Annotated in this window: 19 protein-coding genes; 8 read left to right on the top strand and 11 right to left on the bottom strand. The window is 72.5% G+C overall.

Annotation, left to right across the window (positions count from 1 at the left end; all coding sequences use genetic code 11):
• The first annotated feature begins 34 nt into the window (after nt 1–34).
• Both pulA and ACFYWQ_RS01380 read left to right on the top strand, forming a co-directional pair.
• The gene (gene pulA, locus ACFYWQ_RS01385; RefSeq protein ID WP_389511706.1) at nt 35–5,440 is read left to right on the top strand and encodes a pullulanase-type alpha-1,6-glucosidase; all 5,406 of its coding nucleotides are present in this window, start codon (nt 35–37) and stop codon (nt 5,438–5,440) included.
• A gap of 132 nt (nt 5,441–5,572) precedes the next feature.
• The gene (locus ACFYWQ_RS01380) at nt 5,573–5,926 is read left to right on the top strand and encodes a 5-carboxymethyl-2-hydroxymuconate Delta-isomerase (RefSeq protein ID WP_389511705.1); all 354 of its coding nucleotides are present in this window, start codon (nt 5,573–5,575) and stop codon (nt 5,924–5,926) included.
• 10 nt (nt 5,927–5,936) lie between these two features.
• On the opposite strand, the gene ACFYWQ_RS01375 is transcribed toward ACFYWQ_RS01380, so the two are convergent.
• Complete coding sequence (locus tag ACFYWQ_RS01375; protein ID WP_389511704.1) at nt 5,937–6,653, bottom strand: TetR/AcrR family transcriptional regulator; 717 nt, start codon at nt 6,651–6,653, stop codon at nt 5,937–5,939.
• A gap of 117 nt (nt 6,654–6,770) precedes the next feature.
• Nucleotides 6,771–8,693: a hypothetical protein gene (locus ACFYWQ_RS01370; protein WP_389511703.1), complete on the bottom strand. Its 1,923-nt coding sequence runs from the start codon at nt 8,691–8,693 to the stop codon at nt 6,771–6,773.
• Nucleotides 8,694–8,853: 160 nt separating this feature from the next.
• Here ACFYWQ_RS01370 and ACFYWQ_RS01365 point away from each other — a divergent pair, with 160 nt between their 5' ends.
• Nucleotides 8,854–9,291: a hypothetical protein gene (locus tag ACFYWQ_RS01365; protein WP_389511702.1), complete on the top strand. Its 438-nt coding sequence runs from the start codon at nt 8,854–8,856 to the stop codon at nt 9,289–9,291.
• A gap of 113 nt (nt 9,292–9,404) precedes the next feature.
• On the opposite strand, the gene ACFYWQ_RS01360 is transcribed toward ACFYWQ_RS01365, so the two are convergent.
• The 5 genes from ACFYWQ_RS01360 to ACFYWQ_RS01340 form a co-directional block, all read right to left on the bottom strand.
• Nucleotides 9,405–10,985: a DUF1996 domain-containing protein gene (locus tag ACFYWQ_RS01360; protein WP_389511701.1), complete on the bottom strand. Its 1,581-nt coding sequence runs from the start codon at nt 10,983–10,985 to the stop codon at nt 9,405–9,407.
• 196 nt (nt 10,986–11,181) lie between these two features.
• The gene (locus tag ACFYWQ_RS01355) at nt 11,182–12,189 is read right to left on the bottom strand and encodes an NAD-dependent epimerase/dehydratase family protein (RefSeq protein WP_389511700.1); all 1,008 of its coding nucleotides are present in this window, start codon (nt 12,187–12,189) and stop codon (nt 11,182–11,184) included.
• 100 nt (nt 12,190–12,289) lie between these two features.
• Complete coding sequence (locus tag ACFYWQ_RS01350) at nt 12,290–12,880, bottom strand: winged helix-turn-helix domain-containing protein (protein ID WP_389511699.1); 591 nt, start codon at nt 12,878–12,880, stop codon at nt 12,290–12,292.
• A 531-nt stretch (nt 12,881–13,411) separates the two neighbouring features.
• Nucleotides 13,412–14,443, bottom strand: a complete 1,032-nt coding sequence (gene glnII / locus ACFYWQ_RS01345; RefSeq protein WP_389511698.1) for a glutamine synthetase — start codon at nt 14,441–14,443, stop codon at nt 13,412–13,414.
• A gap of 287 nt (nt 14,444–14,730) precedes the next feature.
• Nucleotides 14,731–15,180 carry a MarR family winged helix-turn-helix transcriptional regulator gene (locus ACFYWQ_RS01340; protein WP_389511697.1) on the bottom strand — a complete coding sequence of 150 codons (450 nt, stop codon included), beginning with the start codon at nt 15,178–15,180 and terminating at the stop codon, nt 14,731–14,733.
• 68 nt (nt 15,181–15,248) lie between these two features.
• Here ACFYWQ_RS01340 and ACFYWQ_RS01335 point away from each other — a divergent pair, with 68 nt between their 5' ends.
• Nucleotides 15,249–16,100 carry an alpha/beta fold hydrolase gene (locus ACFYWQ_RS01335; RefSeq protein ID WP_389511696.1) on the top strand — a complete coding sequence of 284 codons (852 nt, stop codon included), beginning with the start codon at nt 15,249–15,251 and terminating at the stop codon, nt 16,098–16,100.
• Nucleotides 16,101–16,103: 3 nt separating this feature from the next.
• On the opposite strand, the gene ACFYWQ_RS01330 is transcribed toward ACFYWQ_RS01335, so the two are convergent.
• Nucleotides 16,104–16,775, bottom strand: coding sequence for a hypothetical protein (locus ACFYWQ_RS01330; protein ID WP_389511695.1), 672 nt, complete (start codon nt 16,773–16,775; stop codon nt 16,104–16,106).
• A 104-nt stretch (nt 16,776–16,879) separates the two neighbouring features.
• Between ACFYWQ_RS01330 and ACFYWQ_RS01325 the strand changes: the two genes are divergently transcribed.
• From ACFYWQ_RS01325 to ACFYWQ_RS01315, 3 genes are read left to right on the top strand one after another with little or no spacing between them, the layout of a single operon-like run.
• Entirely contained in the window at nt 16,880–17,455 is a 576-nt protein-coding gene (locus ACFYWQ_RS01325) for an IS607 family transposase (protein WP_389511694.1), read from the top strand.
• Nucleotides 17,448–19,280 carry an IS200/IS605 family accessory protein TnpB-related protein gene (locus tag ACFYWQ_RS01320; RefSeq protein WP_389511693.1) on the top strand — a complete coding sequence of 611 codons (1,833 nt, stop codon included), beginning with the start codon at nt 17,448–17,450 and terminating at the stop codon, nt 19,278–19,280. Before ACFYWQ_RS01325 ends, ACFYWQ_RS01320 begins: the two co-directional genes overlap by 8 nt.
• 19 nt (nt 19,281–19,299) lie before the next feature.
• Nucleotides 19,300–19,605 (top strand): hypothetical protein, encoded by a 306-nt coding sequence (locus tag ACFYWQ_RS01315; protein ID WP_389511692.1) that lies wholly within the window; start codon nt 19,300–19,302, stop codon nt 19,603–19,605.
• 101 nt (nt 19,606–19,706) lie between these two features.
• Here the strand turns inward: ACFYWQ_RS01315 and ACFYWQ_RS01310 are convergent, their stop codons facing one another.
• Both ACFYWQ_RS01310 and ACFYWQ_RS01305 read right to left on the bottom strand, forming a co-directional pair.
• Nucleotides 19,707–21,479 (bottom strand): alpha/beta fold hydrolase, encoded by a 1,773-nt coding sequence (locus ACFYWQ_RS01310; protein WP_389511691.1) that lies wholly within the window; start codon nt 21,477–21,479, stop codon nt 19,707–19,709.
• Nucleotides 21,480–21,500: 21 nt separating this feature from the next.
• Nucleotides 21,501–22,004 carry a DUF1269 domain-containing protein gene (locus ACFYWQ_RS01305; protein ID WP_389511690.1) on the bottom strand — a complete coding sequence of 168 codons (504 nt, stop codon included), beginning with the start codon at nt 22,002–22,004 and terminating at the stop codon, nt 21,501–21,503.
• A gap of 170 nt (nt 22,005–22,174) precedes the next feature.
• On the opposite strand from ACFYWQ_RS01305, the gene ACFYWQ_RS01300 reads away from it, so the two are divergent.
• Nucleotides 22,175–22,450, top strand: a complete 276-nt coding sequence (locus tag ACFYWQ_RS01300) for a hypothetical protein (RefSeq protein WP_389511689.1) — start codon at nt 22,175–22,177, stop codon at nt 22,448–22,450.
• 331 nt (nt 22,451–22,781) lie between these two features.
• On the opposite strand, the gene ACFYWQ_RS01295 is transcribed toward ACFYWQ_RS01300, so the two are convergent.
• On the bottom strand, nt 22,782–23,039 hold the full coding sequence (locus tag ACFYWQ_RS01295) for a hypothetical protein (protein ID WP_389511688.1): 258 nt from the start codon (nt 23,037–23,039) through the stop codon (nt 22,782–22,784).
• Between the last annotated feature and the right edge of the window lie 228 nt (nt 23,040–23,267).

Below are 23,267 nucleotides of genomic sequence, written 5' to 3'. Positions count from 1 at the left end.
CCACCTGAGCCGTAGTCGCAAGGAGTTCCCGCCTGTGATACCGAGATGGCCGGCGCCGCGCACGCGCCGTACCGCCCACGCCGGAAGGGTCGCGGCCGTCACCGTCGCCGCCCTCGCCGCCGCCCTCGTGCAACCGCTCGCCGCCCGGGCGGACAGCCCGCCCGAGCCCCCGTCGGACGCGAAGCTCGCCGCCGAGCCCGCCCGGCACGACGCCACCCGGGAGCAGTTCTACTTCGTCCTCCCGGACCGCTTCGCCAACGGCGACACCGCCAACGACCGGGGAGGGCTGACCGGGTCCCGCCTGACGACCGGTTACGACCCCACCGACAAGGGCTTCTACCAGGGCGGCGACCTCAAGGGCCTGACCGAGCGCCTCGACTACATCAAGGGGCTCGGCACCACCGCGCTGTGGATGGCGCCGATCTTCAAGAACCAGGCCGTCCAGGGCACGGGCGCCAACGCGTCGGCCGGCTACCACGGCTACTGGATCACCGACTTCACCCAGGTCGACCCGCACTTCGGCACCAACAAGGACCTGGAGACCCTCATCTCCAAGGCGCACGCCAAGGGCATGAAGGTCTACTTCGACGTCATCACCAACCACACCGCCGACGTCGTCGACTACGAGGAGAAGTCCTACGGCTACCTGTCCAAGGGCGCCTTCCCGTACCTGACCGAGGACGGCGAGCCCTTCGACGACGCCGACTACGCCGCCGCGGAGACCTTCCCCGCCACCGACGCCGACTCCTTCCCGTACACGCCGACCGTCGCCGCGGACAAGAAGGACGCCAAGGTACCGTCCTGGCTCAACGACCCGACGATGTACCACAACCGCGGCGACTCCACCTGGGCCGGCGAGTCGACCACCTACGGGGACTTCACCGGCCTCGACGACCTGTGGACCGAGCGTCCCGAGGTCGTCGAGGGCATGGAGAAGATCTACCAGCGGTGGGTGAGGGACTTCGACATCGACGGCTTCCGGATCGACACCGTGAAGCACGTCGGCATGGAGTTCTGGACCCAGTGGGCGACGGCCCTGGACGCCTACGCCGCGAAACAGGGCCGCGACGACTTCTTCATGTTCGGCGAGGTCTACTCCGCCGACACCGCCGTCACCTCCTCGTACGTCACCGAAGGACGCCTGGACGCCACCCTCGACTTCCCCTTCCAGGACGCCGCCCGCGCCTACGCCTCGCAAGGAGGCAGCGCCCGGAAGCTCGCGGCGGTCTTCGGCGACGACTACACGTACACGACCGACAAGGCCAACGCCTACGAGCAGGTCACCTTCCTCGGCAACCACGACATGGGCCGCTTCGGGTACTTCCTGAACCAGGACAACCCGGACGCCACCGACGCCGAGCTGCTCGCCAAGGACGAACTCGCCAACGAGCTGATGTTCCTCAGCCGCGGCAACCCGGTCGTCTACTCCGGCGACGAGCAGGGCTTCACCGGCTCCGGCGGCGACAAGGACGCCCGCGCCCCCCTGTTCGCCTCCCGCGCCGCCGACTACCTCGACGACGACCGGATCGGCACCGACGCGACCCACGCCACCGACGCCTACGACACCAGCGCGCCGCTCTACCGGCAGATCAGCGCCCTCGCCAAGCTCCGCAAGGCCAACCCGGCCCTGACCGACGGCGTCCAGACCGAGCGGTACGCGGCCGACGGCGCCGGCGTCTACGCCTTCTCCCGCACGGACCCGACGACGAAGACCGAGTACGTCGTCGCCTTCAACAACGCCGCCGAGGCGAAGACGGCGACCTTCGCGACCGGCTCGGCGAACATGACCTTCCGCGGCATCTACGGGACCACCGGCTCGGTGAAGAGCGACGCCGGCAAGAAGGTCACCGTCACCGTCCCGGCCGGCTCGGCGATCGTCCTCAAGGCGGCCGGCCGGCTCCCCGCGCCCACCGCGAAGCCGTCCGTCACCCTCACCGCCCCCGCCGCCGGCGCCACCGGAACCGTCGAGCTGACCGCCGACGTCGACGGTGGACAGCTCAACCGGGTCGTCTTCGCCGCCCAGACCGGCGACGGCGCCTGGCAGACGCTCGGCTCCGCCGACCACGCCCCCTACAAGGTCACCCACACCGTCGGCGAGGACGTACCGGCCGGCACCGCCCTGCGCTACAAGGCCGTCGTGATCGACTCGGCCGGGCGGACCGCGAGCGCGACGGCCGCGAGCACCACCGGCACCCCGCCCGCCGAGGAGGTCCCCACCGCGACCTCCCGCGACTACGCGATCGTCCACTACCGGCGCACCGACGGCGACTACGACGACTGGGGCCTGTACGCCTGGGGCGACCTCGCCGACGGCGAGTCGACCACCTGGCCCGACAGCCACCCCTTCACCGGCCGCGACGCCTACGGCGCCTTCGCCTACGTCAAGCTGAAGCCCGGCGCGGCCGGCGTGAACTTCCTGGTGATCGACGAGGACGGCGACAAGGACGTCTCCGCCGACCGCACCATCGACGTCACGCGGACCGGCGAGGTCTGGATCGAGCAGGGCGAGGCGGAGGTCCTTACCGAACGGCCCGAGTACCCGGCGCAGGACACCACCAAGGCGGTCCTGCACTACCACCGCGCCGACGGGGACTACGACGGCTGGGGTCTCCACGTGTGGACCGGCGCCGCGAACCCCACCGAGTGGTCGAACCCCCTGGAGCCGGTGAAGACTGATCCGTATGGCGCGGTCTTCGAGGTACCGCTCACCGAGGGTGCCACCAGTCTCAGCTACATCGTCCACCGGGGCGACGAGAAGGACCTGCCCACCGACCGGTCGCTCGACCTCACGGCCGACGGCCACGAGGTGTGGCTGATGAGCGGGGAGGCGGAGCACCTGCTGCCGCAGCCCGCGGGCTCCGCGGCGGCCCTGGACCTCACCACCTCCAAGGCCGTCTGGATCGACCGGGACACGGTCGCCTGGAACGGCTCCGAGGCGGCCGTCTCCACCCAGCTGCTGTCCTCCCGCAGCGGCTCGATCGCGGTGAGCGCCGGGACGCTGACCAGCGACGACGAGCGGTGGCTCCGGCTGACGAAGACCACCCTCACCGACGCCCAGAAGGCGACGTTCCCGCACCTGAAGGACTACACCGCCTGGTCCGTCGACCCGCGCGACCGCGACCGGGTGCGCGAGGCGCTGCGCGGCCAGGTCGTCGCCACCCAGCGGGCCGCGAACGGCGCCGTCCTCGCGGCGACGGGCGTGCAGACCGCCGGCGTCCTGGACGACCTCTACGCCGGCGCCACGAAGACGGACCTCGGCCCGACCTTCCGCAACGGCCGCCCGACCCTGGCGGTCTGGGCACCGACCGCGCAGAGCGTCTCCCTGGACCTGGACGGCACCACCGTCCGGATGAAGCGCGACGACACCACCGGCGTCTGGTCCGTCACCGGCCCGAAGTCCTGGAAGGGCAAGCCCTACCGGTACGTGGTGAAGGTCTGGGCGCCCAGCGTCCGGAAGATCGTCACCAACGAGGTCACCGACCCGTACTCGGTCGCCCTCACCGCCGACTCCGAGCGCAGCCTGGTCGTCGACCTGGACGACGCCTCCCTCGCCCCGAGCGGCTGGACGTCACTCGAGAAGCCCGCGGCCGTACCGCTGAAGGACGCCCAGATCCAGGAGCTGCACGTCCGGGACTTCTCCGTGGCGGACGGCACGGCGGACCACCCCGGCACCTACCTGGCCTTCACCGACAAGGACAGCGACGGCTCCGAGCACCTGCGCGAGCTCGCCGCCTCCGGCACGTCCTACGTGCACCTGCTGCCCGTCTTCGACATCGCCACCATCCCCGAGAAGAAGGCCGACCAGGCGACCGTCGACTGCGACCTCGCCTCCTATCCGGCCGACTCCGACCAGCAGCAGGCGTGCGTGGCGAAGACGGCCGCGAAGGACGCCTACAACTGGGGCTACGACCCGTACCACTTCACCGTCCCCGAGGGCTCCTACGCCACCGACCCCGACGGCACCGCCCGCACGGTCGAGTTCCGCGAGATGGTCAAGGCGCTCAACGAGGACGGCCTGCGGGTCGTCATGGACGTCGTCTACAACCACACCACCACCAGCGGACAGGCGGACACCAGCGTCCTCGACAAGGTCGTGCCGGGCTACTACCACCGGCTCCTCGCCGACGGCTCGGTCGCCAACAGCACCTGCTGCGCCAACACCGCCACCGAGAACGCCATGATGGGCAAGCTCGTCGTCGACTCGGTCGTCACCTGGGCCAAGGAGTACAAGGTCGACGGCTTCCGCTTCGACCTCATGGGCCACCACCCGAAGGCCAACATCCTCGCCGTGCGCGAGGCGCTCGACGCCCTGACCCTGGCGAAGGACGGCGTCGACGGCAAGAAGATCATCCTCTACGGCGAGGGCTGGAACTTCGGCGAGGTCGCCGACGACGCCCGGTTCGTGCAGGCCACGCAGAAGAACATGGCCGGCACCGGGATCGCCACCTTCTCCGACCGGGCCCGCGACGCGGTGCGCGGCGGCGGCCCCTTCGACGAGGACCCCGGCGTCCAGGGCTTCGCCTCGGGGCTGTACACCGACCCCAACGGCTCGGAGAACAACGGCACCGAGGCCGAGCAGAAGGCCCGCCTGCTGCACTACCAGGACCTGATCAAGGTCGGTCTCTCCGGCAACCTCAAGGCGTACACCTTCACCGACACCAGCGGCGAGCAGGTCACCGGCGCCGAGGTCGACTACAACGGCGCCCCCGCCGGTTACGCGGACGCACCCGGCGACGCCCTCGCCTACGCCGACGCGCACGACAACGAGTCGCTCTTCGACGCCCTCGCCTACAAGCTGCCGTCGTCGACGAGCGCCGCCGACCGGGCCCGTATGCAGGTCCTCGCCATGGCCACGGCCACCCTCTCCCAGGGCCCGGCGCTCTCCCAGGCCGGCACCGACCTGCTGCGCTCCAAGTCCCTGGACCGCAACTCCTTCGAGAGCGGCGACTGGTTCAACGCGATCCACTGGAACTGCGCCGACGGCAACGGCTTCGGGCGCGGACTGCCGCCGGCCGCCGACAACGCCGCCAAGTGGCCGTACGCCCAGCCGCTGCTGACCGGGATCAAGGCGGTGGGCTGCCCGCAGATCCAGGGCGCCTCGGCCGCCTACCAGGACCTGCTGAAGATCCGTACGACGGAGAAGGCGTTCTCCCTCGACACGGCGGCGCAGGTGCAGTCGGCGCTCGCCTTCCCGCTGTCCGGCAAGGACGAGACGCCCGGCGTGATCACCATGGAACTCGGTGACCTGGTCGTCGTGTTCAACGCGACGCCCGACGCGCAGGAACAGCGGGTCGCCGCGCTCGCCGGGACGGGCTACCGCCTGCACCCGGTCCAGGCGGCCGGCGCCGACGCCACCGTCAGGAAGGCGACGTACGCGACGGAGTCCGGCACCTTCGCCGTTCCGGCACGGACCGTCGCGGTGTTCACCCGCACCGCCTGACCCGCACGGCCCCGGTGGAGCAGACCCGTCACCCGGTCTGCTCCACCGGTGTGTCCGGCGCCACCGGGCCACGCCACGGCGCCCGCGCGGCGACTAAGGTGAACCCGTCCCCGTCCTGGAACAGGAGTGCCCATGCCGCAGATCACGGTCGACTACTCGGCCACCATGGCGACCGCCTTCGACCGCGCCGGCTTCGCCCGGGCCCTGCACGAAGCCGTGGTGGAGATCGCCGCCGCCAAGCCGGAGGCCTGCAAGACCCTGTTCCGCCCGGCGGACCTCACCGCGTTCGCCTACGAGGAGGAGGGCCACGCGATCGTCCACGTCACCCTCGGCCTGCTCGCCGGACGCACCGAGGAGACGAAGGCGAAGCTGACCGAGGCCGTCCTGGAGCTGCTGCGCACCCACGTCGAGGACGGCGGACCCGCCCTGCACGCCTCCGCCGAGGTGCGGGACCTCGACCCGTCGTACCGCAAGTTCGAGAGCTGAGAGCCGCTCCTCAGGAGACCAGGGCGAGCAGCCGGGCCACCAGGTCGCCGAACGGGCCGTCGGCCGGTTCGGCGGCGAGCACGGGCCTCAGGCGGGCCCGCAGCTCCTCGTCGTGCGCCGCGCTCACGGCCGTCAGCGCGGCGAAGTCCTGCACGAGCTGCACCTCCAGCTCCGCGCGCGGAATCCGCCGCCCGTCCAGCCAGAGCAGCGCCGTCGACTCGGCGAGGGAGATCCAGGAGCGGACCACCAGCTCCAGTCGGGCCGGCGGGTCGGTGACCTCCAGGTGCGCCAGGATCTGCTCGTAGGCGGCCTGGCGCACGGAGTCGATGAGCGCGTTGGTGGTCGAGACGTGGCCCATCGAGCGGACTCCGTCCGCGGGCACCGCCGGGCCGCCGCGCATGAGGGCCGAGAAGCCGGGGCCGTGCTCGTCGACGAAGTCGAAGTACCGGTGCATCACCCGCAGCAGCCGCGCCCCCAGCGGCCCCTCGTGCGGCTCGGTGAACCGGCCCGCCAGATCCTCCGACGCCCGCTTCAGGGCGGCTTCGTACAGGCTGAGTTTGCCGGGGAAGTAGTGGTAGACGAGCGGCCGCGAGATGCCGGCGGCCGCCGCTATCTCGTCGATGGAGACCTCGTCGGGCGAGCGGCGGGCGAACAGGTCGAGGGCGACGCCGATCAGCTGCTGCCGCCGCTCCTCGACTCCCATCCTGCGACGAACCCCGGTAGTCATACGAACACCTTACCGATCGAATCCGGACGTGAAGGGACCGGATCGGTCGCGGGGTTGGCGTGGGCCACGCCTTAGGGCGGACGGCGGGAAGGTGACGAAGGACCTGCGGGACAGCCCTTAGCGGAGCCCGCCGATCGACCGGCCGTCCTCCAGGGTGCCCCTCAGCTCCGCCCGGGCCCCCTGCTCGGTGCGCACGGCCAGCAGGTTGTCCTCGGCCGAGCCGCTCACCCCGCCCGTCGCCCGCACGGACCCGGTGTCCTTGTCCCCGGCGGCGAGCAGGTACCAGGAGCCCCCCTTCGACCTCCACAGCACCCCGGCCAGCACATGCGGATCGCGCGGACCGCACGCCGGAACGTCCCCGGCCTTCGCCACCGCCGCCCCGAACAGCCCGCCCGGCACCCGGAACTGCGCCAGCACCCGCGTCCCGTCGCCCCGCCAGGTCTCGGCCCGCGTGCACACCCACGACGCCGACCCGCTGTCGTCGGGCAGCGGCTGCCGCGCGTACGCCCACGCGTTGACCGTACGGACCCCCTGGCCGCGGACATCGCCCAGCGAGCAGGCGAACGGCGCCCAGGTGCGCAGCGCCTCCGCGCCCGTCGCCTCCTTCGGCCTGGTCGGCCGGCCCGCGGTGAGGCGGGCGGGGACCAGCTCGCCGAGGTCGCTCACCAGGTGCGGGCCGGAGGCGTCGGTCAGCTCCAGCACGTTCCACGTGGTGCAGGCGCCGGCCCGGGTGGCGGGGCTGGCCAGCGGTGAGGTGATGCCGTCGGTCAGCGTCAGGTCCATCAGCCCGGCACCCGGCTTCGACAGGTCCCGCTCCGCCGCCTCCGTCACCCAGGGGGCGGTCAGGTAGCGGACGTTGCCGTCGGCCCGGTCCAGGACCACCGCGGCCGCCTCGGCGCCGGTCGCGCCGTCCACGCGCGCGAAGTCCAGGGCGGCCCCGGCTGTGCCCTCCCTCGGCTCGGCGTAGCGGGCGATGCGCAGCCCGTCGTAGAGGATCACCACGCGCGCGGTGTCGGCGTCGCCCGCGAACAGCAGCTGGGGGGGACCGGACGGCCCGCCGGTCGGGGTGCCGGGGGTGGCCGAGACGCGGACGGTTGCGCCGGGCCGGGCCCAGACGGCGAGGGCGCGGCGCAGCAGCGCGCGGTCACCGGTGGAGTCGCCGCGCGCCGGCCAGACGGAGAAGTCGGTGCGGGCGGAGGTCTTCCAGGCGGCGGGGGAGACCCTGACCAGCCGGCCCGGGTCGAGCGCCGCCTCCGCCGCCGGGTTCCGCGCGTACACCGGAGCGGCCGCGCCGTCGGCACCCCAGCCGCCGTCCGGCAGGGCGACCAGGGCGCCGCACACGGCGAGCGCGGCCGCGGCGGCCAGCGCGGCCCTGCCGTGCCGGCGGCGGCGCATCAGGTCGGTGGGGCGGGCCTGGAGCGCGCAGGGGTCGAACTCGGGGGAGTCGAGCAGCGCGTACCGCGCGCTGAGGGAGTCCGCCTCCCGCAGCGCCGCCTCCGCGTCGTCGACCCCGGCGCCGCCGAGCACCTCGCGCACATCGCCGTCGGGGAGCTTCTCCAAGCCGCGCAGGACACAGGCGGCCCGGGCCGGGCCGGACAGGACGGCCAGCTCCTGGTCCAGGGCGAGCTCGTCGGCACCGCCGGCGCGGGGGAAGAGGCGCAGCCCCCACACCTGGGGCAGCAGCGGCGGCAGCTGCGCCCGCCTGGGCCACGCGCGGCGCCGCAGCGGCAGGCCCGCCTCCAGCGCCGTGCGCACCACCTGGAGCCGGACGTAGGCGTAGCCGGGGCCGCCGTCGCGGGCGGTGGACTGGGCCGGGATGACGGGCGCGGAGGAGCGGCCGCGGGGCAGGGCGCGCTGGACGAGGGCATGGGCGGTCAGCACCCGCCGGTCCCGGCCGAGGCCGGGCGGCAGCACCAGGTAGGCGAGCCGGACCAGACGCGGATAGTGCTCGACGAGCGCGGCCTCGGCCTGCTCGACGTCGACGGCCCGGTCGGCGGGGGAACCGGGTGCGGGGCGCGGGGCGACATCCTGTGACTGCACGTCCAGCCAAACGAGCCGGCCGGCCGATGGTCACCGGCCGTGCGGCGGGGCGGTCCGCCACGACGGGGCGCGGGGCCCGCGACGCCGGAGAACTCCGCGCTGGTTGAGCGGACCGGGCGCGGGAGCCGTATCCAGGACGAGGCTCTTGCAGGGAGGACAGATGAAGGTGACCCGACCCATGCTCGCGGTGGCCGGCGCCGCCGCGGTGCTCGTGCTGACCGGCTGCGGCTCCGACGGGGGCACGCGGGCCGTCCCGGAGACGGCCACCGGCAGCCTGGAGCACCTCGCCGCCGAGGTGGAGTGCACCCCGAACATGCAGATCGACGCCGACGAGATCCGCCAGGCCGTCTGCAAGGACACCGACGGCAAGTTCATCCTCGCCACGTTCGCCACCGACCGCGGCCAGCGCGAGTGGATCAACGGGGCGAAGGACTACGGCGGCCACTACCTCGTCGGCCGCAAGTGGGTGGCCGTCGGCGAGACCGGCACGGTGACCGCGCTCCAGCGGACGCTCGGCGGCGACATCGAGGAGGGCACGGACCACTCGGCGCACACCGCGCACGAGTCGTCGGACGGCACCGCGCACTCCGGTCACTGAGGCCCGCCGCACCCGGGCGGCACGAAGGCCGGCGGTGAGGGATCCCCGAGGGGTCCTCACCGCCGGCCTTCGGTCGTCGGGGCGGGCCGGGCCGGGTCCGCCCCGACAGACCGTCACTTGCAGCGCTTGCCGGTGTTGATGCAGTTGACCATCTTGTTCATCAGGTTCGTCGAGAAGAAGTTGATGAAGTCGTTGTGGTCGGTGATCGGCTTGTGCAGCTGCTCGGGGAAGGTGTCCACCGCGTACGGGTTCACCACCTGGCCGTCCTCGATCGTCGGCGCGGGGACGTCGTAGACGAGACGGACCTGGAGCTGGGGGATCGCCTGGAAGCCGTTGGCGCAGGTGCCGTCGGCCTGGACGAACGCCACGTGGGTGCGGTGGTTGGCGCTGTCGATGTTCTGGCCGTCCCAGCAGCTCTGGAAGTTGGCCGTGCGGACCACCTTGCTGCCCTCGGGGCAGATCGGGTACTGCTCCTTCAGCTGCACCTTGTTCTCGAAGCCGGTGCAGCTCCAGTTCACGTTGGCGTTCGCGGTGCCGTTGACGAAGGCCTTGGCGTCACCGGTGATGATGCGCAGGGCGGTCGGCATCGCGACGACCGGGCCCGCCTTGTTGCCGACGAACGTCAGCTGCGCCTGGGCGGGCTGGAGGATCCGGCCGACGTTGCCCTCGGTGCCGCCGCCGGCGTTGTTCTGGTCGAAGTCCTGCGTGCCGTCCTGGAGACGCAGCACCGGCCAGAAGTACGACGACTTGTCGCCCTGGTTGCGGCAGCTGGTCTCGGCGGCCGCCAGCTCCTCGTCGCTCGCGAAGGCGTCGTTGTTCTGGTTGCCGACGTAGTCGTGCAGGTGGTGGGCGCCGTTGGTGACACCGGGGGCGACGATCACGTTGTCCGTGTTGTGGTTGTCGTTGCCGTTGGTGCCGCAGCTCGTGGTGAAGGTGCCCCGCGAGCCCGACCGGCCGTTCGCGGCGAGACCGTTCGCGCCGACGCCCAGCTGGGCGTTGGACTGGACCGTGGTGATGTCCACGAAGTCCGCGGCCACCGGGCCGTTGCCGCCCTGGCCGCCGTTGCCCTGATCCTGGCCGTCGTCGCCCGTCTGGCCGTCGTCGCCCTGCTGCTGGCCGTCGTCGTTCTGCTGGTCGTCGTCGTTCTGGCCGCCGTTCTGGCCACCGTTGTTCTGACCGCCGTCGTTCCGGCCGCCGTTGCCGTTGCCGGCGTTGGTCTGCGGGTCGGCGGTCTGGGGTGTGCAGGTGGCGAGTTGGCTCAGGTTCTGCGCCTGGCCGCCGACGCGCTGGATGCTGATGCGGATGCGGTCGATCGTGGCCGACCGCTTCTCCGTGAGCGGGCCGAGGATCGCGTTCTGGACGAAATTGGTGTCCTGGGCCTGCGCCTGACGCGTCGAGGCGAGCCGGGCGTAGGCCTCGGTGATCTGCTTGTCGAGGTTCGCCAGCTCCTTGTCGACACCCGAGCGCGCCCGGTCGGGCACGTCGGTCAGCTGCTGCCCGACGTCCGGGCACGAGATGGTCGCCACCTGTGCGGCGGCGGCCTTGGTCCGGTTCTGCGCCGAGTTCTTCGACTCGTGCGCCGAAGCGTAGAAGTTCGCCCAGATCAGCCCGCCCCCACCGAGCGCTAGGGCCGCCGATGCGGCTATGGCCTTGGTGGCCATCGACGAACGGCGTTTACGTGTGTTGCGTCCCATGGAACTCCTCTGACTTCCTTGCGGGGCAGCATCGAGGCGCCCGACAGGAGTGAAGCGGCTCCCTCCCATACGCACGCCGCCCCGGAGGTGTTCAGCCGTCCCGGGAATCGATGACGGTTCCATGGCACAATTCGGCCCCAACGCCCGCACAGGGTGACAGCGGCAACAGGCCTACAGACAAAGGGAGTTGGGTGGATCACCGGTCGCGGTCCAGCTGCGCGAGCACCGCGGCCTCGACCTCGGGGGCCAGGCCCTTGCGGGTCCGGTCGGGCCGCTGCGGCGCCGTCCCGCCGAGGCCCCGGAGCCACCGCCAGGTGTCGGCGACGGTGTCCTCGACGGGCCGGCAGGACAGCCCGGCCGCCACCGCCCGGGAGACGTCCGCGGAGTGCAGCGCGTCGTGCAGGTCGCTGCCCGGCGGCACCCACACGGGCAGCTGCGTCCACGGCTCGATGCCCGCGTCGAGGATCACCCGCGGCGCGGCCCAGCGCAGCTCGGCGGCCGAGCCGGTGGCCCGTACGCACGCGTCCAGCAGCCCGCCCATGGTGGCGTGCCCCTGAGGGCTCATCAGGTTGTACGGTCCGCTCGCCCCGCGCTCGACCGCCCCGAGGATCCACTCGGCGAGGTCGCGCACGTCGACGTACTGGAGGGGGAGGTCGCGCGGCCCGGGCGCCAGGACGGGACCGCCGCGGGCGATCCGGTTCAGCCACCAGGGCAGCCGGCCGACGTTCTCGTGCGGGCCGAGGATCAGCCCGGCCCGCACGAGGAGGGAGCCGTCCGCGCCGAAGGCGCCGGCGGCGGCCAGCTCGCCGCCCCGCTTGTCGCGCGCGTAGTCGGTCTGCCCGCCGTCGGCCTCGGCGCCCTCCACCACGGGCGCGTCCTCGGTGTACCCGGCGGGCGGGGCCCAGGTGTAGACCGAGCAGCTCGACACGTACACGTACCGGCCGGCGCGGCCCCGCAGCAGCCGCGCCGCCTCGTGCACCGCGCGCGGGGCCGACGACCAGGTGTCGACGACGGCGTCCCACTCGCCCCCGGCGAGGGCGGCGAGCCCGTCCGGCGCGGTGCGGTCGCCGGCCAGCGACCGGGTGCCGGGGACGGCCGGGTGCCGCCCCCGGTTGAGAACCGTGACCTGCCAGCCGCGTCCGAGGGCCGCCTCGACGACGGCCCGCCCCGCGAACTCCGTACCGCCCAGCACCAGAAGTCTCATGCCGGTGACTGTGCCCGGTCGGGGCGGGGGAGGGAAGCGTCCTCTGCCGTCGGCAGAGGACGTCCCTCCCGCGGCCGGCGGTGCAGGCCGGCCCGGGGGATCAGCGGGCGGTCGGCGGGATGTACTTGTAGCCGACCCGGCGCACCGTCTGGATGCTCTGGCGGTGGCCCGCGCCCAGCTTGCGGCGCAGCCGGGCGATGTGGACGTCGACCGTGCGGCCGTCGCCCACGTGGCCGTAGCCCCAGACGGTGGTGACGAGCTGGTCGCGGGTGTGCACCCGGTGCGGGTGTCCCACCAGGTGCGCGAGCAGCTCGAACTCCAGGTACGTCAGGTCGAGTTCACGCTCGCCGACCCAGGCGGTGCGCTGCACGGTGTCGATCCGTACGAGCGGTTCGCCGGCGTCGTCCGGGTCGTCGGCGGCCTCGTCGTCGGGCCGGTCGACCACCGCCACCGGCGGGAACGGCGCCTGCTGGTCGGCCGGGACCAGCACCAGGTAGCCGATCATGGGCGGCTGTCCCGGAAGGGTGGGCAGGGTGTGCGGGGGAGCGGGCAGCCAGGTGGCGCCCGGCGGCAGGAAGTCCGCGACGTCCACCACCTCGTCCCGGTCCACGGCCCGCAGACGGTGGCGGGCCGGGGTCGAAGGGGAAGGGGCGGTGCGGGGGGCGGCGGAGAGGGAACGAGTGGTCGCCATGGAAGGTCAGCTCTTTCGCGCGAGGAGTTCGTCGGACGGGACACGACGGCCGCGAAGGGTGGGCGGGCTCGTCGAGGGACGTACGTCGTTCGCGCCGGCCGAAGGCCGGGGTGGGGCTTTAGAGGGCCGGCGCGTTCATCGCGCGGCAACACACACGGTCGAAGTCGTGGTGCTGACGGGAAGGCCAGAAGGGCTCGAGGTCATGGCGACCCGTCGCGAGGTACTTCCGGAAGCTGGCCATGCTCCCATTGAAGCAGACACCCGCTCAGGACAGGAGAGTTCTCTCACTGCTTGGACGCTTCCGAGGGGTCGGGGACGCCCCGGAGCAGGGGTGGGAGATGTTCGGACGAGGCGTCAGGGGAGTCGCTTCCGGTACCCGGAAAGGGTGTCGGGGAAGCTCCCCGAGGGGACGCGGAACGGCGTCCGGGGCACCCCCTCCGGGGACGCGGAACGGCGTCAGGGACGCCCCTCCGGACACCCGAAAGGGGCGCCCGCCGAGTCGGCGGGCGCCCCTTCACGGGACCCTGGGGATCAGACCTGGCCGGCCTTCTCCAGCGCGGAGCAGCAGGTGTCCACCAGCAGGCGGGTCACCACGTACGGGTCGACGTTGGCGTTCGGACGGCGGTCCTCGATGTAGCCCTTGCCGTCCTTCTCGACCTGCCACGGGATACGGACCGAGGCGCCACGGTTGGAGACACCGTAGGAGTACTCGTTCCACGGGGCGGTCTCGTGCAGACCGGTCAGGCGGTCGTCGATGCCGGCGCCGTAGTTCTTGACGTGGTCGAGCGGCTTGGAGCCCTCACCGAGCGACTCGGCGGCGGTGATGATCGCCTCGTAGGTCTCGCGCATCGCCTTGGTGGAGAAGTTGGTGTGCGCGCCGGCGCCGTTCCAGTCGCCCTTGACCGGCTTGGGGTCCAGGGTGGCGGTGATGCCGAAGTCCTCGGCGGTGCGGTAGAGCAGCCAGCGGGCCACCCACAGGTGGTCGGAGACCTCCAGCGGGGAGACCGGACCGACCTGGAACTCCCACTGGCCGGGCATGACCTCGGCGTTGATGCCGGAGATCGCGAGACCCGCCTCCAGGCAGTTCTCCAGGTGCGCCTCGACGACGTCACGGCCGAAGATCTCGTCGGCGCCGACACCGCAGTAGTAGCCGCCCTGCGGGGCGGGGAAGCCGCCCTTGGGGAAGCCGAGCGGGTAGCCGTCCTTGAAGAAGGTGTACTCCTGCTCGATGCCGAAGATCGGCTCCTGGGCGGCGAACTTCTCGGCGACCTCGGTGAGCGCGGCACGGGTGTTGGACTCGTGCGGCGTCATGTCGATGTTGAGGACCTCGCACAGGACGAGGATGTCGTTGCCGCCGCGGATCGGGTCCGGGCAGGTGAAGACCGGCTTGAGGACACGGTCCGAGGAGTGGCCCTCGGCCTGGTTCGTGGAGGACCCGTCGAAGCCCCAGATCGGCAGCGCGTCGAGGCCGGCGGGCTCGCCTGCGATGATCTTCGTCTTGGAACGGAGCTTCGCCGTCGGCTGGGTGCCGTCGATCCAGATGTACTCAGCCTTGAAGGTCACGGGCCACTTCCTTCGGGGGTGTGTCTGACGCACTGCGGGTGCTGCGGCGCTGCGGCACTGAGGCGCCGCTGTTGTCTGCTCGGCAGCCTGTCAACCAGCGATTTCCCGGTCATTGCTCGAATGTGAACCCCGTGTTACCTGGTGGTTCTGTGGCGCGTCTCACGCTGTGAGGCGTCCACCCGGCCCGGGGTCGCCGTTCGCGGTCGCGCACGCGCGGGTGAACGCGCGCGGACGGCGGCTCGTATGCGATGGGAATGACGAGGGCCCGCCGGGGCAGAAGTCGCCGGTCAGTCCTCCCCGGCCGCCGCCTCGTGCACCCCCTCCAGGAAGCCCCGGACCGCGGCCAGCTCCCGCTCGTCGTATCCCCGCAGCAGCTCCACCGCCCGCCCGATGAGCGGCCCGAAGAACTCCTGCCCGAGGGCGACGGCCCGGTCGTCCACCTCGACCACCACCTGCCGCCGGTCCGCCCGGCCGCGCACCCGCCGCACGTGCCCGGCGCGCTCCAGCCGGTCGATCACCGAGGTCGTGCCGGCCGAGTTCAGCCCCAGCGTGCCGCCCAGCCGCCCCGCGGTGGTCTCCTCGCCCGCCCGCCGGGCGTCCATGAGGGCGATGAGGGCGCGGACGTCGGTCGGGTGCATCGCGTTCCGGTTCGCGAAGCGGGCGCTGTGCAGGCCGAGCTCGACCGTCACCGCCCGCAGCAGGTGGACGATCTCCATCTCCGGACCTTCGGTCGGCATAGGGCACCCTCCGGCTATCATCTCGCTCATCGAACATCTCGCTCGGCGAGATAATAGGGGAGGCGGCGATGAGCGCGTACGACGGCGATGCCTTTCGGGCGGCCTACGACCGGGTCCTGGCCAAGTGGCCCGCCGACCGGGAGGCGGTGACCGTCCCCACGCCCTTCGGGCCCGCCCACGTCAACGCCTGCGGCCCCCGCGACGCGCCCCCGCTGGTGCTCCTGCCGGGCGGGGGCGGGGCGACCTCGGCGTCCTGGTACCGGCAGGCGGCCGAGCTGGGCCGGTGGCGACGGGTGTACGCCGTGGACCTGGCCGGCGCGGCGGGCCGGAGCCGGACCGACGGGGGACCGGGGCCCCGGACGGCCGCCGACCTGGTCGTCTGGCTGGACGCCGTGCTGACCGGGCTGGGCGTGGAGCGGGCCGACGTGGGCGGCCACTCGTACGGCGCCTGGATCGCCCTGCACCACGCCCTCGGCGCACCCGGCCGGGTGCGCCGGCTGGTCCTCCTCGACCCGACCGGGTGCTTCGCCGGATACCGGGCCGCGTACCTGCTCCACGCCCTGCCGATGCTGCTGCGGCCCACCCCGCGCCGGGTGCGGGCCTTCCTGGAGTGGGAGACCGGGGGAGCGGCGCTCGACCCCGACTGGCTGCGCCTCCAGGAGGCCGGCGCGGGCTTCCCGTCCGTGAAGCCGGTGACCGGCCCGCGTCCGGCGCCCGAGGCGCTGCGGGCCCTGGACGTGCCGGTCCTGCTGCTCGTGGCCGCGAACAGCAGGAGCCATGACGCTGACGAGGTGGTGTCCCGGGCGGGCGAGGTGCTGCGGGACGTCGTGACGGTCGTCCTCCCGGACGTCTCCCACCACGCGCTGCCGCAGTCCGCGCCCGCCGCACTGAGCGGCCACCTCACGGAGTTCCTGTCCTGAGCCTCACCCCACCTTCTCGATCACGGCCCGGCGGATCAGGAACTTGCCGGGCTCACGGACCTGCTCGAAGGCGGCGTCGTTCAGCAGCACGCAACTGCCGGAGACCGACGTCACCTCGACCGTCGTGGACTTGCCGTTGTCCAGGTTGGTGACCTTCAGCCGCGTCCCGGCCGGGAACCGGTCGCTGGACGCGGCCGGGGCGCCCGCCTCGCCGGACAGGGTGACCGTGGAGCCGGTGCAGACCTGCTGACCGGAGACCGCGCCGGTGTCCCCGGCGCCGTCCCCGGTGCCGCCGGTGTTCCCGGTCTCACCGGTCCCCGCGGCGTCCCCGGTCTCTCCGGTCTCTCCGGCGGGGGCGCTCCGGGTCGGCTGCGAGGGCTGCGCCGGCTGGGCGGCCGCCGGCTGGAAGTCCTGAGCCGACTCCCCGACGACGCACCCCGACGCCTTCTGCTGCACCTCGATCTGCGCGATGACCGCCTCACGGTTGGCGATCCGGGCCGCGGACTGCGCGTCCGGGGCGGCCCGCTGGTCGTCGATGAACCGCTGGTTGGTGCCGAGGGCGGTGGCCAGCCCCTGGCAGACGGACGACTCGGCGGCCGTCCGCGGGGACTGGGCGGCGTTCGAGGTGGCCGCCATGACGAGGGCACCGCCGCCCGCCACCGTCGCGGCGCCCACCAGCAGGGCGAGCTTCTTCTTCGGGCCGAGGGGTGATCAACTGCCCATCTCCAAGGTTGTGGGAGTGGACGCAACCATGCATGAGTGAGTGTCGTTGTCGGAGTGTGAATCTGACGGAGTGGGCGAATAGGCAGGGCGTGCATCCGCAGACCGCGTATCGCTGGTTCCGTGAGGGGACGTTGCCGGTACCGGCTCAGCGGGTCGGGTCGCGCACGATCCTGGTGAATGTGGAGGCCAACGCTGCACCCGAAGTGGTCGGCGGCCTGGGCCTGTACGCTCGTGTCTCCTCCCCCGACCAGAAGGACGACCTTGAGCGCCAGGTCGCCCGGCTGACCCGTTGGGCTGCGACCACCGGCCGTCCCGTTGCGCGGGTGGAGTCGGAGGTCGCCTCCGGTATGGACGGTGCCCGTTCCAAGGCGAAGCGGCTCCTGGCCGACCTCGCCGTGACCACGGTCGTGGTCGAGCACAAAGACCGGCTCGGCCGCATGAACGTGGAACTCGTTGAGGCCGCCCTGTCCGCGACCGGCCGCCGCTTGGTCGTGCTGGATGACGGCGAAGTCGAAGATGATCTGGTGCAGGACATCGTGGACGTGCTGACGTCGTTCTGCGCCCGCCTGTACGGCCGCCGCTCGGCGAAGAGCCGCGCCAGGAAGGCGCTGGAGGCCGCCGAGCATGGCTGAGCCCGCCAGGAAGCCGTTGCGCAGGATTGCCCGGTCGTACGCTGCCGACGGTCCCACCGGGGTCAGCATCCGCGACCGGCTCAAGGGCCTCACGCCCGAGGACGAGAAGGTGTTGCGCCTGGTCGGCGAGCACATGGGCCGCCTCGCCTCCGCCGATCTGGCCCGGCGTTGCAGGGATGGCCTGGAGCACTCCACCGACACCTGGGCCGCCCGGAAGCGGGAATTGACGGCCGCCTCGTCGTCCCGCTGGGCCGGGTCGGTCACCTCCCACACCCACGACCAGTGGGGGCTGTCCCGCCGTGCCCAGCACCAGCACCTGATGTCCCTGGACGCCGGTATCCGCATGATCCGGCATCGGCTGTCCCTGCCGGTCGGGGAGAAAGGCAGCCGGGGCAAGCCCGGCGGCTACCGCTCCCAGCACGAGTGGTTCGCCAAGACGCGCCGCCTGGCGATCCTCGAAGACCGCTACGAGCACGTTCGCGCCGAACGGGAAGCCGGGAAGGTCTCCGTCGTACGGGGTGGCCGCCGCCTGCTCCACCAGCGCCACAACCTCACCGCCGCGGAGAAGACCCCAAAGCAGTGGCGCGGCGAGTGGGAGGCGTCCCGCTGGTTCTTGACCGCTGACGGCGAGTCCGGCAAGCGGCACGGCAACGAGACGATCCGCGTCACCCCCGACGGCGAGGTCAGCGTCAAACTGCCCGCCCCGCTCGCCGAGCACGCGAATGCCCGGCACGGCCGGTACGTCCTCGCCGCCCGCGTCGCCTTCCCTCACCGGGGCGCAGAGTGGCGCGACCGTATCACCGCGAACCGGGCCGTGGCCTACCGCATCCACCTGGACGTGGCCCGTGGCCGCTGGTACCTCGATGCGTCGTGGACGCGTAAAGACCTGCCCGTGATCCCGCTCGATGCGCTGCGGGCCGGGGGCGTGATCGGCGTGGACACCAACGCCGACCACCTGGCCGCCTGGCTGCTGGACGAGCACGGCAACCCCGCCGGCAGCCCGCGCCGCTTCGACTACGGTCTGACCGGCACCGCCACCCACCGCGACGCCCAGCTCCGCCACGCCCTCACCCGCCTCCTGCACTGGGCCACAACGTGCGGAGTGCAGGCCATCGCGATCGAAGACCTCGACTTCACCGACTCCACGACCAGGGAGAAGCACGGCCGGAAGAAGAAGTTCCGGCAGCTCGTCTCCGGCATCCCCACCGGCAGACTCCGCGCCCGGCTCCTGTCGATGTGCGCCGAGGCCGGTATCAGCGTGATCGCCGTCGATCCCGCCTACACCTCCATGTGGGGCGCGGAGCACTGGCAAAAGCCGCTGACCAGCAAGAAAAGAAAGACTTCCCGACACGCCGCCGCCTCGGTGGCGATCGGTAGGCGCGCCCTCGGGCACGCGATCCGGCGACGGACGGCACCGCCCCACGACGACCAGAGTGATCGTCGTGGGCATCGGACCGCCCAGACCGGACCGCGTGACCAGGGGCGTGAGGAAACCCGCCCCCGCGTACCCGGACCACGCACCCGATGTGTGAAGCCGGACGCGGCAGGAACGTGGGCAACCAGCGCATCCAAAACCGTTCGGAATGCGCCAGTTGAGCCGGTATGGGTCCAAGAGCCACTCCTGCTCACTGATGAGGAACGGTTGATCCAGATCTCCATGCCCCTCACGGTATCCGGCCGTCTCCGCGGTGCCCGGAAACCCGTTCTCCCCATGCGTCACTGCGCCCCCGAAAACCCTTGTGGCCAGGGGCTTTTGTCAGTGGTGGGCAGTAGAATTGAAGCAGTGTTCGAGGGTTCCGCCGGAGGTTCCGGGCCGGGGCCCTGACCGCGACAGGAGGATGCCCGTGCCCGCTGCCGCACTCCGGCCGAAGCCGCTGCCGACCCAGTCCACCGCGAAGCGTCCCGTCCAACTCGACCTGCCGTACGTGCCCGTGGAGAAGCGGCCGCTGCCGGCCGGCCGCCCGCGTGAGTGGTACGTCACGCACAACCGCCGCCTCAAGGCCATGCGCCTGGCCATCGCCCTCCTCGACTCGGGCGTCTACCTGCCGCGCCAGGCCCGCAACGAGAAGATCCGCAGCACGGCCCGGCTGATCGGCGTCCACCCGCCGTCGGACTCGACGTGCCACATGGTGCGCGCGCTGATGCGGTAATCGAGGTGAGCGGGGCGCCGGGTGCCGTGCCCACGCACGGCACCCGGCGCCTGCCGCCCGACAGGACGCAGGTCCTGGCCGGTCCGAGCGTGCGGACCGGCTCAGGCGTACGCTTCCAGCAGGCCCGCCACATATGCCTCCAGCCGGGCGCGCAGCACCTCGTCCGTCAGGTCGCCGCGGCCCAGTTCCCGCCAGGGCCCGGCGAGCTTCGCCGCGTCGGGTGCGTAGGCCAGCGCGTCCAGCAGCCGCCAGTACAGGTGGTCGGGGCCGTCGGCGAGGCGCCGGCCGCCGTGCGCCTTGTAGCGCTCACGGAAGGAGAGGCCGTACTCCGGGCCGTGCAGCAGTGCCAGTGCCGTTGAGCAGTGGGCGACGTCCAGGTCGGCGGGGCCCCAGGACGTCTCCACCCAGTCGACGACGCCCGTGACGCAGAGTCGGCCGCCCTCGCCGTGGCCGTCGGCGGGAGGGTTCTCGCCCTCGCCGTCGTCGAACAGCACGTTCCCGGGGTGGAAGTCCCGGTGCAGGAAACAGCCCTCGTAGGCGGGGGGTTCACGGCGGAGCACGGCCACCGCCCGCTCCCACGGCGCGCCCGGCGCCGTCCGCACCCGATCCGCTGACGTCCACGCCTGGTAGGGGCGAGGACGCTCGTCCGGCACGACGTCGTGGATCCGTACGAGCTGGGCCGCCAGCAGGTCCAGACGGCGCTCCAGACCGGCCGGCTCGCCCTCGTCGACCCGCACCCGTCCGGGGAGCGCGGACATCAACAGGCTGGGATGGTCGCAGTGTTCGCCGGTCGAGTCGACGGCGACGAGCCGCGCGGCCGGGACGCCCTCCTGCCCGGCGAGCAGCGCCAGCACGGACGCCTCACGGGCCAGCAGCCCCGGCGCGTGCCGACGGAAGAACGGCTTCACGAAGGTCCGCAGCACCAGGTCCGTCCCGTCGTCCAGGGTCAGCCGGCGCATCTGCGAGCTCCAGCCGCCGCGCAGCCGGCGGATCTCCCTGACCACCCGGCCCTCCGGCAGCCGCCCGGCCAGCCAGGAACGGGTCGCGGTCCAGCCCTTGTCGCCGAGGCCGGTCAGCAGTGCGCTCACGAACGCCCGCCGGTCCTCGGCGTGGTCGCGCAGCCACAGGCCCAACCGGTGGTCCGCGTCCGGCAGTTCCAGGCGCGTGAACTGCGCCCGGGCCGACAGCGCGTCCTGCACGCCCTCCGTCACCTCGGGCGGGATCACCGCGTCCGTGCCCGGCACGGCCAGCACCGCCCGCCCCTCGTACGCGCGCAGCGCCTCCAGCGCGGGCGCGTCCCGCCAGCTCCCGGGCGTACGGATGATCGCGCTGAACTCGCCGTCGCCGTCCCCGAACGGCACGTCCCAGGCCGCGGCCGCGTACACCGCCGGCGCGCACAGCCCCAGCGCGGCCACCCGCGGCCCGACGGGGGCGCCGTGTGGCTCAGGGCCGCCGTGTGGCTCGGGGCCGCCGTGCGGCTCGGGGCCGCCGTGCGGCTCGGGCGCGGCCGAGAGCCGGGGGAGCGCGGCGAGGTCCGCCACCGTCTGCCCGCCCATGCTGAACCCGACCAGCACCAGCGGACCGGTGGGCGCGTACGCGTCGATCACCGCCACGGCCTGCTCGAACCGCCGCCGCAGGCTCGACTCCCGCAGCTCACCGCCGCTGTCACCGTGCCCGAGGAAGTCGAGGGCGAGGGCGTGGCAGCCGTGCGCGGTGAACTCGGCGAGCAGCGGCAGCAGCCGTCCGCTGCTGCTGTCGCCGGCGCCGTGCAGCACGACGGCGGTGGCCGCTCCCGGGCCACCGCCGCCGTCGCCGTACACACCGCTGAGGCGTTCACCGTCGTACACGCGCGTGAAAGGGGAGAGCTGGCTCATCTCCCCATTCACTCACGGCACTTACGCCGCCCGGGCCGCCTGCGCCGCCTTGATCGCCTCGCGCAGGTGCTCCTCCTCGGCCTGGCTGAGCGAGGTCTGCACCAGCTGTCCGCCGAACGGCGCGATCTGCGGGATCACCTTGTCGCCGGCCGCGTGCTTGACCAGGACGAACAGGGCGGCGGCGCCCGGACGCAGGTTCTGACTGAGGTCCCGCATGAAGGAGTCGTTGATGCCGGTGTCGGTGAACGAACCCCCGGCCGCACCGGCGGCCGCACCCACCGCCGCGCCCAGCAGCGGCGCCAGGAAGAGCAGCCCGATCACCCCGCCCCACACGGCACCGCCCGCGGCGCCGACCGCCGTGTGGTTCACCGCCTGGTGCAGCTTGATCTTCCCGTCGTCGCGCCGCTCGACGACGACCGCGTCCTCCAGTTCGACCAGATGCTGCTTGGACAGCTCGAACAGCTTGTCGCGCACCTGGCCGGCGGTGGCGAGGTCGTCGTAGGCGAAGACGAAGAGATTGCTCATCCAGCACACCCCTAATGCCCGTATGGAGGCGATATGTATCGCTTCAGCCGACTCTAGGTCCGGGGAAAAGAAGGTGCACCTCGAGTGACCGCCTCCCTACGCTGGGAACACCACCCCACCCCGCGATCCCACCCGGTACAGCCGTATCCCGCCCAGGAAGGAGGCACCCCATGGGCACCGTCGTCCTCTCCGGGACCGCCGTCCTGGTGGTCCTGGGTTTCGGGAACCACCTCTACTGGCTCGCCGCGGTCGCCGTGCTCTGCCTGTACGTGCGCTACGGCCGCGTCGCCGCCTCGGCGCCCGCGCCCGGCCCCGCCGCGAGCCCCGCGCCGACCACCTACAAGGCCTACCGCGCCCGCCGCGACCAGCAGGCCAAGTGGGAGCGCCGCTACCGCCGCGAACGCCCCCTGGAGTCCCGCCGCCAGGAGCGCGAGCGCGGAAAGTGACCAGGCCGGCCCCCGGTTCTCATGAACCGGGGGCCGGCCCGTACGTGACACCGGCGGGAGCACCGCGCCCCCGGGGCCCTTCCCGCGGTGCGAGCAGAACCTGCCCCGCCTCTGCGGCGTGACCCGAACGGCAGGCCCTGAGGCGTGTTTCGAAAGTAGCGTCGTCCGCCCGTAGGGCGGGCCCGGCGGCGTCTGGTGCGTGCGATCGCAAGGCGGAGGGTCGCCCCGATACTGGGTGTGTCGGGGCGACCCCGACAACGCGGCGAGCGTGCGTGCCAGGCGTCGCCGGGCAGGCGGGACTCTCGAAACACGCCAGATCTTCATGAGTCTTCTAGTACGGCGCCCGCAGCTGCGCGTACCCCAGCAGCAGGATCACCGCGGCCACGCACCCCAGGACGATCGCCGTCGACACCCACGACGACCGCCGGGGCGCCACCGGATCGGGACCGGCCCGGAAGGGCTGCGGCCGCGGCGGGGTCTCCCTCCACCGCGCGGCCAGCATCCGCGTCCGCGCGGAGGGCTCCTTGTGCTCGGCGTCGTCCGCCCATCTGAGGTCGAACTCCCGCTCCCCGTCGCCCTGTTCGGTCATCCCCGTCTCTCCCCGTCATCTCTGTCGAACACCAGTGCCGGAAACGATACGACGATGCCTCCGCCCCGAGAAACGGGAAAACCGGGGGCGGGCGGCCCCCGTTCCTCACCGGCCGCAGGGCCCCGGCGGTATGTCGACCTGTCGAAGGATCCGCAACCTGGTTCGCCTGGCACATTGCCGAGCGCGATCCGGGATGGCGTCCCGCCGAGTGCACGACGGGGGACACGA

This window comes from Streptomyces sp. NPDC003247, assembly GCF_042888135.1.
In the GTDB taxonomy this organism is placed as follows: domain Bacteria; phylum Actinomycetota; class Actinomycetes; order Streptomycetales; family Streptomycetaceae; genus Streptomyces.
This window is presented reverse-complemented; position numbering and strand designations above follow the sequence as displayed.